This window comes from Dechloromonas aromatica RCB, from assembly GCF_000012425.1.
In genome coordinates, this window is sequence record NC_007298.1 from 1219178 (window position 1) to 1230000 (window position 10823).

At 56.2% G+C, this 10823-nt stretch carries 11 protein-coding genes, 2 tRNA genes and 2 rRNA genes (1 of these 15 cut by a window edge); 8 read left to right on the top strand and 7 right to left on the bottom strand.

Features of this window, described 5'->3' with window-relative positions; translation table 11 throughout:
- Positions 1-67 precede the first annotated feature (67 nt).
- The 6 genes from hemP to DARO_RS05825 all read right to left on the bottom strand — a co-directional run bounded on the left by hemP (position 68) and on the right by DARO_RS05825 (position 5140).
- The gene (gene hemP, locus DARO_RS05800) at positions 68-244 is read right to left on the bottom strand and encodes a hemin uptake protein HemP (RefSeq protein ID WP_011286882.1); all 177 of its coding nucleotides are present in this window, start codon (positions 242-244) and stop codon (positions 68-70) included.
- Between the two features lie 248 nt (positions 245-492).
- A complete protein-coding gene (locus DARO_RS05805; RefSeq protein WP_041224238.1) occupies positions 493-699 on the bottom strand; it encodes a hypothetical protein in 207 nt (68 codons plus the stop codon).
- 229 nt (positions 700-928) lie between these two features.
- Positions 929-2749: a DEAD/DEAH box helicase gene (locus DARO_RS05810; protein WP_011286883.1), complete on the bottom strand. Its 1821-nt coding sequence runs from the start codon at positions 2747-2749 to the stop codon at positions 929-931.
- Positions 2750-2950: 201 nt separating this feature from the next.
- Entirely contained in the window at positions 2951-3745 is a 795-nt protein-coding gene (locus DARO_RS05815; RefSeq protein ID WP_011286884.1) for a ferritin-like domain-containing protein, read from the bottom strand.
- Positions 3742-4788 carry an aldo/keto reductase gene (locus tag DARO_RS05820; RefSeq protein ID WP_011286885.1) on the bottom strand — a complete coding sequence of 349 codons (1047 nt, stop codon included), beginning with the start codon at positions 4786-4788 and terminating at the stop codon, positions 3742-3744. Before DARO_RS05820 ends, DARO_RS05815 begins: the two co-directional genes overlap by 4 nt.
- A 19-nt stretch (positions 4789-4807) precedes the next feature.
- Positions 4808-5140: a hypothetical protein gene (locus DARO_RS05825; protein ID WP_011286886.1), complete on the bottom strand. Its 333-nt coding sequence runs from the start codon at positions 5138-5140 to the stop codon at positions 4808-4810.
- Between the two features lie 107 nt (positions 5141-5247).
- Here DARO_RS05825 and DARO_RS05830 point away from each other — a divergent pair, with 107 nt between their 5' ends.
- Both DARO_RS05830 and DARO_RS05835 read left to right on the top strand, forming a co-directional pair.
- On the top strand, positions 5248-5886 hold the full coding sequence (locus DARO_RS05830; RefSeq protein ID WP_011286887.1) for a DUF47 family protein: 639 nt from the start codon (positions 5248-5250) through the stop codon (positions 5884-5886).
- A 14-nt stretch (positions 5887-5900) separates the two neighbouring features.
- Positions 5901-6908, top strand: coding sequence for an inorganic phosphate transporter (locus tag DARO_RS05835; protein ID WP_011286888.1), 1008 nt, complete (start codon positions 5901-5903; stop codon positions 6906-6908).
- A gap of 142 nt (positions 6909-7050) precedes the next feature.
- On the opposite strand, the gene DARO_RS05840 is transcribed toward DARO_RS05835, so the two are convergent.
- Positions 7051-7272: a DUF465 domain-containing protein gene (locus DARO_RS05840; RefSeq protein WP_011286889.1), complete on the bottom strand. Its 222-nt coding sequence runs from the start codon at positions 7270-7272 to the stop codon at positions 7051-7053.
- A 67-nt stretch (positions 7273-7339) separates the two neighbouring features.
- Between DARO_RS05840 and DARO_RS05845 the strand changes: the two genes are divergently transcribed.
- From DARO_RS05845 to DARO_RS05870, 6 genes are all read left to right on the top strand, one after another.
- Positions 7340-7648, top strand: a complete 309-nt coding sequence (locus DARO_RS05845) for a hypothetical protein (RefSeq protein WP_011286890.1) — start codon at positions 7340-7342, stop codon at positions 7646-7648.
- Positions 7648-8205, top strand: coding sequence for a transcription elongation factor GreB (gene greB / locus DARO_RS05850; RefSeq protein WP_011286891.1), 558 nt, complete (start codon positions 7648-7650; stop codon positions 8203-8205). Before DARO_RS05845 ends, greB begins: the two co-directional genes overlap by 1 nt.
- A gap of 385 nt (positions 8206-8590) precedes the next feature.
- Positions 8591-10128, top strand: a 16S ribosomal RNA gene (locus DARO_RS05855).
- Positions 10129-10187: 59 nt separating this feature from the next.
- Positions 10188-10264 (top strand) — tRNA-Ile (locus DARO_RS05860).
- Between the two features lie 11 nt (positions 10265-10275).
- Positions 10276-10351, top strand: a tRNA-Ala gene (locus DARO_RS05865).
- A gap of 211 nt (positions 10352-10562) precedes the next feature.
- Positions 10563-10823 (top strand): 23S ribosomal RNA (locus DARO_RS05870) (it continues 2621 nt past the right edge of the window).
- The 16S and 23S rRNA genes sit together here with 2 tRNA genes alongside, the layout of an rRNA operon.

Here is a 10823-nt window from a genome sequence, read left to right on the forward strand (position 1 = left end):
AAAACCTTGGCTGGCTGGCGTTTCACTGGCTGGCTATGGGAACGAGAGATTTACAACGGAGGGAAAACTACTTGGTCAGGATCAACTTGTTTTCGCGAGTAACGCGCAGCAGGTAGCGCTGGCCAGCGTGTTCGATCTCGACAGCCGAAGCGCCTTGCAACAACTTGCCGCTGTCGATGCGCGGGCGGTCATTGCTGGAAGCAGACGGCGGATTCTGGCAGGGCGGTTTGGATTGGTTGTTCATGAAGAGCTAACGCAAACGAGAATGGTTCGTATTATTTAGTTAATGAGAATTATTGTCAACGCCGAAGTGTTTGATTTCAACATCCACGCGTATTGCCAGTTCGAAATTGCCCAATTCGCGGTCGAAGGCCGAAATCCCGCTGCCCCGGACTTGCGGGGTGGGCCTTGCCGGATGCGATATTCTCGGCTTGTCGTTCGGCCACAAGCTGGTCATTGCTTGCGCTCTCGCGCTCAAGGATGCCGTGCCCCTTATGTGGGGCGAGCGTGATGGGCTTCCTGTCGGGTTAGGCGGCTACTGGCTCGCTCACAGAGGCGGCGAGTATCGTCGTCCAGTTCTTCGGTATCGCTCAATTGTTCGAGAAGCCTGGCCGCATGCAATGCGGAATGAACGCAGCCGGTTTCTTCGTGGATCAGGACCAGGCTAAGTGCGCCGGCCCACAGGGCGCTGGATGGCATGATTACTCTCCGGGTCAGACGGGCGTTTGCGTGAACAGCGCCCAGCCGAGGAGCAGGGCGGCGATTGAGACGTGAGTAAGCAGTGAGCGCATTGGTGCTTGTGGTTTGTTGAGAATGATTCCTATCTTATAGATTTTTCATGTCGTGTAAACAAGAATAATTCTCATCTTTCTGTATGGCGCAAAAAAAGCCACGGGTTTGCCGTGGCTTTTCTGAGGGTGACGCTGGTTTAGCGGTCGCCGAACTTCTTCTTCTTGAAGCCGCCGCGATCACCTTCAGGCTTGCGATCACCGCCGCCGAACTTGCGTTCGCCGCCACCCGCGCCGCCGGCACCCGGACGACCTTCATCCGGACGCAGGTTGATCGGCACGCCGCGAATGCGGGTGCGCTTCAGGGCGTTGGAGGCTTCGGCCGGCATGCCTGCAGGCAGTTCAACGGTACTGGAGTCTTCGTAGAGACCGATGCGGCCGATGAAACGGCTTTCGATGCCGGCTTCGTTGGCGATGGCGCCGACGATGTCGCGTACTTCGACGCCGTGGTCACGACCCACGTCAATGCGGTAGCGCACCATGTCGCCGGCCGGAGCCTGGCGAGCCGGGCGGTCTTCGCGACGCGGCCGTTCCCCGCGATCTTCGAAGCGTGGACGATCGCCACGATCTTCAAAACGCGGCTTGCGATCGCTTTCGCCAAAGCTGCCCGGGCGGGGCGCCGGTGCCGGACGCGGATCTTCACCGGCGATCTGCAGCGGCTTGCCTTCTTGAGCCATCATGGCCAGCGCAGCAGCCACTTCCTCGGCGCCGACATTTTGCTCTTCGGCAATTTGCGAGACGATGTTCGAGAAGAAATCCAGGCCTTCGGCGTTGAGCACTTCAACAACCTTGCTCTTGAAGTCGGCAACGCGCTTGTTGGTCACATCGGCGCGGCTCGGCAGGGTCAGCGGGGCGATCGGCGAACGGGTGGCGCGCTCGATTGTACGCAGCATGCGGATTTCGCGCGGCGCGACGAACAGGATGGCGTTGCCGGTGCGGCCAGCGCGGCCGGTACGGCCGATCCGGTGCACGTAGGCTTCGGTGTCGTATGGAATATCGTAGTTAACGACGTGGCTGACGCGCGGTACGTCGATACCGCGGGCGGCAACGTCGGTCGCAATGACGATGTCCAGGGCGCCCGACTTCAACTGCTCGATGACGCGTTCGCGCATCTGCTGGTTGAGGTCGCCGTTCAGCGCGGCGGCGGCGTAACCACGGGCTGACAGCTTGTCGGCCAGCTCGACGGTGGCCGTCTTGGTGCGCACGAAGATGATGGCCGCGTCGAAGTCTTCTTCAACTTCGAGGATGCGGGTCAGGGCATCCAGCTTGTGCATGCCGGAAACCTGCCAGTAAACCTGACGGATGGCAGCGACGGTAGCGGTAGCTGACTTGATCTTGATTTCGCGCGGCTCGACCAGATATTTCTGGGCGACGCGGCGAATCTGTTCCGGCATGGTGGCCGAGAACAGCGCGGTCTGGTGCTGGGCTGGCGTACGTTCGAGAATCCACTCGACGTCGTCAATGAAGCCCATGCGCAGCATTTCGTCGGCTTCGTCGAGCACCATGGTCTTCAGGTGGTCGAGGTTGAGCGTCTTGCGCTCGAGGTGGTCCATGACGCGACCCGGGGTGCCGACGATGACGTGAGCGCCGCGCGACAACTGCTTGAGCTGGATGGTGTAGCTCTGGCCACCGTAGATCGGCAGCACGTGGAAGCCGGGCAGGTTCTTGGCGTAGGTCTGCAGGGCTTCGGCGACCTGGATGGCCAGTTCGCGCGTCGGCGTCAGGATCAGCGCCTGCGGCTTGGTCAGCTTGACGTCGATCTGTTCCATCAGCGGCAGCGCAAAGGCGGCGGTCTTGCCGGTGCCGGTCTGGGCCATGCCGATCAGGTCATGACCTTCGAGCAGAACAGGGATACATTGAGCCTGAATGGGCGACGGGGTTTCGTAGCCGATTTGGGTGAGAGTTTGCAGAAGCGTTTCGCTTAAACCGAGATCGGCAAAGCTTTCGACAGGTGTCGACATAGATGCTGTTTCCTTTCCTCGCCGCCCTTGACGTTGTTATAACTGGCGACGGATTGGCCCGATGGTCGGGCGGCCTGGGTGACCCCGACGCAGCCATGCCGGGGAACGAATCAATGGGGTGAATCCTGCACAAGAACCTTCAAAACCGGGGGCTGCTCGGAGTTACTGCGGGCGATGCATCAACGCATTGAGTTGATTATTCTACCTTTTTTTTGTCAGTCCCGCCAGTTCATCCGCGCTGAAACCGGCAGAAAGGCGCGCCGATTCGTTCATCGGGGCCTGTGGCCACGGCGCTTTGAAGTGGGTAAGGAGCTCGCGGTAGGTGCTTTCCGGTGCCAGGTTACGTTCGGCGCAAAGGTAGCGAAACCAGCGGTCGCCAAGCCCGACATGACCGATTTCGTCACGCAGGATGATGTCCAGCGCCCGGGCGCTTTGATGATCGCCGGCGGCTTCCAGCTTTTTTTGGATAGGCGGTGTGGCATCAAGGCCCCGCGCTTCGAGCAGGCGGGGGACCAACGCCATGCGGGCCAAAACGTCGTTTTCAGTCTTCTCGGCCATTTCCCAGAGGCCGGCGTGGGCAGGGAAATCGCCGTAGTCGTGGTTCAGCGACTGCAGGCGCTCACGCAACAGCTGAAAGTGCTCGGCCTCCTCGGCTGCGACGCCGATCCAGTCGCCATAGTACTGTTCAGGCATATTGCGGAAGCGGGCGGCGTGATCGAGGGCGAGGTTGATTGCCGTGAATTCGATATGCACGATGGCGTGTAGCAGGTGGGCTCGTCCTTCCGGAGTTTGCGGGCTGCGCTGCAAGACTTCTTTGTGCGTGACCAGTTCCGGTTTGGCGGGGCGGCCGCAGGTCAGCGGGACTGGTGTGCTATCGCGCCAATCCAGTTTGCCGGCCCGCCAGTCTGCAGCGATTTTCGCCGTCAACTCGATCTTCTCGGCGATATCGGTCGCCGCGAGGGCATTTGATAGGCGTGGAAACAGCGATTCGGTCATGGCGCAGGATTGGTGTAGCGCAAATGGATGGCGTCGATCTCGGCCAGTATTTCTTGCGACATCGGCGTCTGCGTGGCCGGTAGCGTTTCCTTGAGTTGTTCAAGCGACGAGGCGCCGATGATGGTACTGGCGACGAACCAGCGCGACCGGGCGAAACCGAGTGCCAGCTGAGTTGGTGTCAGGTCATGTTTCCTGGCCAGCTCGGCGTAAGCCTGAACGGCGGGAATGACGTTGGGTTTGGTGTAGCGTTGTCCAAAGCTCGGCCATTGGGTCAGGCGGCCCGGCGCATCCGGTTGGTTCAAATATTTGCCGGTCAGGTGCCCGAAAGCGAGGGGGGAGTAGGCCAGCAGGCCGACCCGTTCGCGGTGACAGACTTCAGCCAGTCCCGTTTCAAAAGTGCGGTTCAGCAGGCTGTAGGAATTTTGCGTCGACACGATGTGCGGCAGGCCCAATTCATCGGCCAGCCGGGTGAATTGCATGATGCCCCACGGGTGTTCGTTGGAGACGCCGATATGGCGGATCTTGCCCTCCCGAACGAGTTCGCCGAGTGCTTCAAGCTGCTCACGGATGGGAGTGCCGTCGCGTTCCTTGTCGGGATCGAATTGCCATTGTCCGAACATCGGCTGGTTGCGCTCGGGCCAGTGAAGTTGGTAGAGGTCGACGTAATCCGTTTGCAGGCGTTGCAACGAACCGTCGATGGCTGCTCGGATATTTGTTCTGTCCAGGGCAGGCGGACCGTTGCGGATCCAGTTCAGGTTGCGGCTTGGGCCGGCGACCTTGGTCGCGATCAAGACCTTGTCGCGGGCCTGGCGCTTCAACCAGTGGCCGACAATGGTTTCCGAGGCGCCACAGGTTTCCGCGCGTGGCGGGACAGCATACATCTCTGCGGTGTCGATGAAATTGATGCCATTGGCCAGCGCAAAGTCGAGCTGGGCGTGCGCGTCACTCTCGCTGGTCTGCTCACCGAAGGTCATCGTGCCAAGACAGACTTCGGGAACTTCGAAGTGGTTGCGCCCTAGCGGATTTTTCTGGAAAGGATTCATGAGAGGTCTCCGATATGCATCATGGTTGTCCGCCAAGAACGCCATATATCAGTATGTGGCGCTCAAGTATTGAGTCGTAGCCGGCCGGGACGATAGCGAGTCGATGCTGATCCGGACCGGTGTCGTGTGTTTCCACCCACGCCTTTGCCGCCGCGTAAGCCGCGTCAAAACTTTCGAACAGCGCTTGAAGTGCCGTTGATCTTACCGGCAGAAAATCACCGGATTGTTGATCCAGCAAGCGGTCGGTATCGAGCATTTGAACCGCATAGCCTGCGGGCTGACGCGGCAAGGGCAATGCTTCGAGTTCAAAGCGGTCGCCAAAGGCGTCAGGAGGGAGTGGGAAAACGGTCATCGGACAATTTTAGCGGGAAGAGGTTCCTTCGTTGGTGATCGTCGCGTGAGCCCATTCGTGCGACGTGTTAGAATCCAAGTCTGTAACAATAACTTCACAGGACTGTCATGTTCGGTCGTTTGATGCCCAAAGAGGGCAAGTATTTCGATCTTTTCAACTCGCACGCCGTGTTGATTGCAGAAGGCGGGAAGGCTCTGTCCAACCTGATTGCCGCGCTCGTTGATCAGCCGGAACTGGCTGACAAGTTTGCCGAGGAAATTGATACCCTCGAGCGCAAGGCGGATGCCATTACCCATGACACGCTGTCGCAACTGCATACCTCCTTCATCACGCCGTTTGATCGCGATGAAATTCATCAGCTGATCAACGGCATGGATGACATTCTGGATATCATGCAGGATGTGGCCGAGTCCATCTCGCTTTACGATATCCGTCGCGTTCCGGAAGATGCCAAGGCCATGGCGGTGGTGACCGAAAACTGCTGCGTTTGCGTGCAGTCCGTCGTCAAGTTGCTGCATAGCATGGATAACGCGCCAGCCATTCTCAAGTTCTGTCATCAAATCGATGAGCTCGAGTCTGAGGCTGATCGTTCGTTGCGCGGTGCCATGTCAAAAGTCTTCCGCGAAGAGCCGGATGCGCGTGAAGTGATCAAGCTCAAGGAAATTTACGAACTGCTCGAGTCGGTCACCGATCGCTGCAAGGACGTGGCCGGCACGATCGAAGCCATTGTTCTCGAAAACTCCTGAGCGGGTAGCTCGGTATGGACACCCTTAATATCAGCCTCGGGGTTGTCATTACCCTGGTCGTCGTAGCCTTGCTGTTCGATTTCATGAACGGTTTTCACGATGCGGCTAATTCAATTGCCACCATTGTCTCAACCCGGGTTCTCAAGCCGCACCAAGCCGTCATCTGGGCGGCGGCGTTCAATTTTCTCGCCTATTTCCTGTTTCCGCTCAAGGTGGCTTTGACCATCGGCAAAGGCACCATCGATCCGTCGATTGTTGATCATTACATCATCTTCGGTGCGCTGATCGGCGCCATTGTCTGGAACATCGTTACTTGGTATTACGGCATTCCATCGTCTTCTTCGCACGCCCTGGTTGGCGGCCTGGTTGGCGCTGCCATGGCCAAGGCAGGCATCGGCGGGCTGGTCTCGGCCGGTGTTCTGAAGATCATTGCGTTCATCTTTGTGGCCCCGTTTCTGGGCTTCGTGATTGGCGGTTTCTTGATGGTGATTATTTCGTGGATTTGCCGAAACATGGCGCCACGCAAGGTTGATAAACACTTCCGGCGCTTCCAGTTGTTGTCGGCTGCTGCCTATAGTCTTGGCCACGGAGGCAATGATGCACAAAAAACTGTTGGCATCATCTGGATGTTGCTGATCGCTGCAGGTATCTCCAAGACCACTGACGCAATTCCGAGCTGGATCGTGCTCTCGTGCTATACGGCGATGGGTCTTGGTACCATGTTTGGCGGTTGGCGCATCGTGAAAACCATGGGCAACCGGATCACCAAACTCAACCAGGCTCGTGGTTTCTGCGCCAATACCGGTGGTGCCATTACCCTGTTTCTCGCAACCGCCTTCGGTATTCCTGTTTCCACCACACATACCATTACCGGTGCTATTGCAGGGGTTGGTTCCACCCGTGGGGCTCGTCGTGTCCGCTGGGGGGTGGCGGGTGGTATCGTTTGGGCATGGATTCTGACCATACCATGCAGTGCTGCGATGGCTGCTGCGGCTTGGTACCTCGGCACGCTCATCCTCTGATCTTCAAGGTCGTTGCCTTTACGCTCCTGCTGGCTCTGCTGGCAGGACTTGTATGGAGGTTCCCCTTTCTCTGGGAGCTGGCCATCGCCGGCGTGATTGGCGGCGTCTACTGGGTTTTCTTTCGTATTCCGCCAAGCAGTCGTTAGGCAGGGATATCCGGAACCAGCAATTCCTCTAGCTGCAGAATCCGGTCTTTCAATAGCAATTTACGTTTCTTCAGGCGCCGAATCAGTAAGTCATCCGGTGGCGGATTGTCGATCAGATGGGTGATTACCAGGTCAAGGTCGCGGTGTTCAATTTGCAACTCATGAAGTTGGGCGCGGATATCGCTGATTTCTGGTTCGCTCAGCGGGTGCAGTGACATTTACAACTCCTGACGGCTTCTTTTGTTTTGCTAGAATACCTTGAACAGATCAACGGAGGAGAGAGAAATGCAGCACCATGTAATCGTCTCGTTCGGCAAAGAAAAAGAATTCGAATTCAAGTTTCCTGCCGGCGCTGCGCCTGACGAAGCGCGTAAATGGTTTGATCATGAATTTACGGTTCTGGAATGCGATGTGGCAACCCCAACCGGCAAAATTCTTGCTGTTGATCGCATTCTGAGCGTCGCGAAATATGCAGGGGAAAGCCGTTTTCACAATCAGAGAACCTGGGCCGAGCAATTTGCAAAATATACGGCTGCCCTTCTTGGTCGCGAACTGATTCGGATCGATGTTGAGCATTACAGCATCGGCTACTAATGAATAAGGCCTTCGTGCGGGAGAGTGAAGGCGATGACGACGAAGAGCTTGAGCCATCGCTAAAGCTCCCGGCGGGGACACGCAATTACATTACGCCGGCTGGGCATGATCGGCTGAAGAGTGAGTTGGAGCATCTCGTCAAACGGGAGCGGCCGCATGTGGTTGAGATTGTTTCGTGGGCGGCATCCAATGGCGACCGCTCCGAAAATGGTGACTATATATATGGGAAGCGGCGATTGCGTGAAATCGATCGCCGTATCCGCTTCCTGACCAAGCGTCTGGATGTTGCTGAAGTAATTGATCCTCTGCGTCAGGGGGATAACGATCAGATTTTCTTTGGCGCCACGGTGACCATTGCTGGCATAAACGGTGTTGCAAACACTTATACGATTGTTGGTGTGGATGAAACCGATGTCTCAAGAGGGCGGATCAGTTGGATATCGCCTCTGGCGCGCGCGCTGATAAAGTCCCGGGAGGGTGATTCCATTCGTTTTCAAAGCCCGCTCGGTGTTCGGGAAATAGATATCCTTGAAGTTGTTTATCAGGTAATTGACTGATTCTTCAGCTGGTCTTGGTTTTTTAGGAAAGTATTTCGAGAAAGCGCTTGACGGCCTCTTTTGTCTCTATATAATGCGCACCTCTTCTGCAGCGCCGGGGTTTTCGGCGGGGTGGGAGAGTCAGGCGAAGCAAGAAATTTTGCTGAAGTGCTTGACGGGAGAAGGGGTTTGCTTCATAATCTCGCCTCTCTGCTGCTGACGGATTTAACGAAACGGCGCGGCGACTGATCTTTAACAAATTGGACAACCGATAAGTGTGGGTGTCTTGATGCAGCAACTACGGTTGCAAAAATGTATTAAGGCAAACGCACTGAAGTAAGGATGGAGAGATCCATTCAGGTAGAGCAATCTACCGTCAGTGAATATGCGAGTTATTTGTTGGATTAAACTGAAGAGTTTGATCCTGGCTCAGATTGAACGCTGGCGGCATGCCTTACACATGCAAGTCGAACGGCAGCACGGGAGCAATCCTGGTGGCGAGTGGCGAACGGGTGAGTAATATATCGGAACGTACCTTTCAGTGGGGGATAACGTAGCGAAAGTTACGCTAATACCGCATATTCTGTGAGCAGGAAAGCAGGGGATCGCAAGACCTTGCGCTGATTGAGCGGCCGATATCAGATTAGCTAGTTGGTGAGGTAAAGGCTCACCAAGGCGACGATCTGTAGCGGGTCTGAGAGGATGATCCGCCACACTGGAACTGAGACACGGTCCAGACTCCTACGGGAGGCAGCAGTGGGGAATTTTGGACAATGGGGGCAACCCTGATCCAGCCATGCCGCGTGAGTGAAGAAGGCCTTCGGGTTGTAAAGCTCTTTCAGCCGGGAAGAAAACGCATGGGTTAATACCCTGTGTGGATGACGGTACCGGAATAAGAAGCACCGGCTAACTACGTGCCAGCAGCCGCGGTAATACGTAGGGTGCGAGCGTTAATCGGAATTACTGGGCGTAAAGCGTGCGCAGGCGGTTTGTTAAGATAGGCGTGAAATCCCCGGGCTCAACCTGGGAACTGCGTTTATGACTGGCAGGCTAGAGTATGGCAGAGGGGGGTGGAATTCCACGTGTAGCAGTGAAATGCGTAGAGATGTGGAGGAACACCGATGGCGAAGGCAGCCCCCTGGGCCAATACTGACGCTCATGCACGAAAGCGTGGGTAGCAAACAGGATTAGATACCCTGGTAGTCCACGCCCTAAACGATGTCAACTAGGTGTTGGGAGGGTAAAACCTTTTAGTACCGGAGCTAACGCGTGAAGTTGACCGCCTGGGGAGTACGGCCGCAAGGTTAAAACTCAAAGGAATTGACGGGGACCCGCACAAGCGGTGGATGATGTGGATTAATTCGATGCAACGCGAAAAACCTTACCTACCCTTGACATGTCCGGAAGCCCTTAGAGATTTGGGTGTGCTCGAAAGAGAGCCGGAACACAGGTGCTGCATGGCTGTCGTCAGCTCGTGTCGTGAGATGTTGGGTTAAGTCCCGCAACGAGCGCAACCCTTGTCGTTAATTGCCATCATTTAGTTGGGCACTTTAACGAGACTGCCGGTGACAAACCGGAGGAAGGTGGGGATGACGTCAAGTCCTCATGGCCCTTATGGGTAGGGCTTCACACGTCATACAATGGTCGGTACAAAGGGTTGCCAACCCGCGAGGGGGAGCTAATCCCAGAAAGCCGATCGTAGTCCGGATCGTAGGCTGCAACTCGCCTGCGTGAAGTCGGAATCGCTAGTAATCGTGGATCAGCATGTCACGGTGAATACGTTCCCGGGTCTTGTACACACCGCCCGTCACACCATGGGAGCGGGTTCCGCCAGAAGTAGGTAGCCTAACCGCAAGGGGGGCGCTTACCACGGCGGGGTTCGTGACTGGGGTGAAGTCGTAACAAGGTAGCCGTAGGGGAACCTGCGGCTGGATCACCTCCTTTCTAGAGAAGCATCCTGGCACCCACAACTTATCGGTTGTTCATGAGTAGCAAACAGACGAGGGTCTGTAGCTCAGTCGGTTAGAGCACCGTCTTGATAAGGCGGGGGTCGTTGGTTCGATTCCAACCAGACCCACCACGTCGCCAAACGGGGGATTAGCTCAGCTGGGAGAGCACCTGCTTTGCAAGCAGGGGGTCAACGGTTCGATCCCGTTATCCTCCACCAAAACCCAAAGATAAGCAGTGGTGTTTATCTTTGGCTTTTGAGCAATCAATTGCTACGCTCTTTAACAAAATGGAAGAAGGTTGTGTTGCAGCGCTGATGAGGCGTTGGCAACACGTTGTGATTGCATCTGTTCTTATTTCTTAGCCGGAATGAGACAGCACAAATATGAGTTTGCCTGTAGCCGTTCTCTAACGAGAACACAAGGTTATAGGATCAAGCGACTAAGTGCATGTGGTGGATGCCTTGGCGATCACAGGCGATGAAGGACGTGCAAGCCTGCGAAAAGCGGGGGGGAGCTGGCAATGAAGCTTTGATCCCCCGATATCCGAATGGGGAAACCCACTCAGCAATGAGTATCCCTGACTGAATACATAGGTCAGGGAGGCGAACCCGGTGAACTGAAACATCTAAGTAGCCGGAGGAAAAGAAATCAACCGAGATTCCCCAAGTAGTGGCGAGCGAACGGGGATGA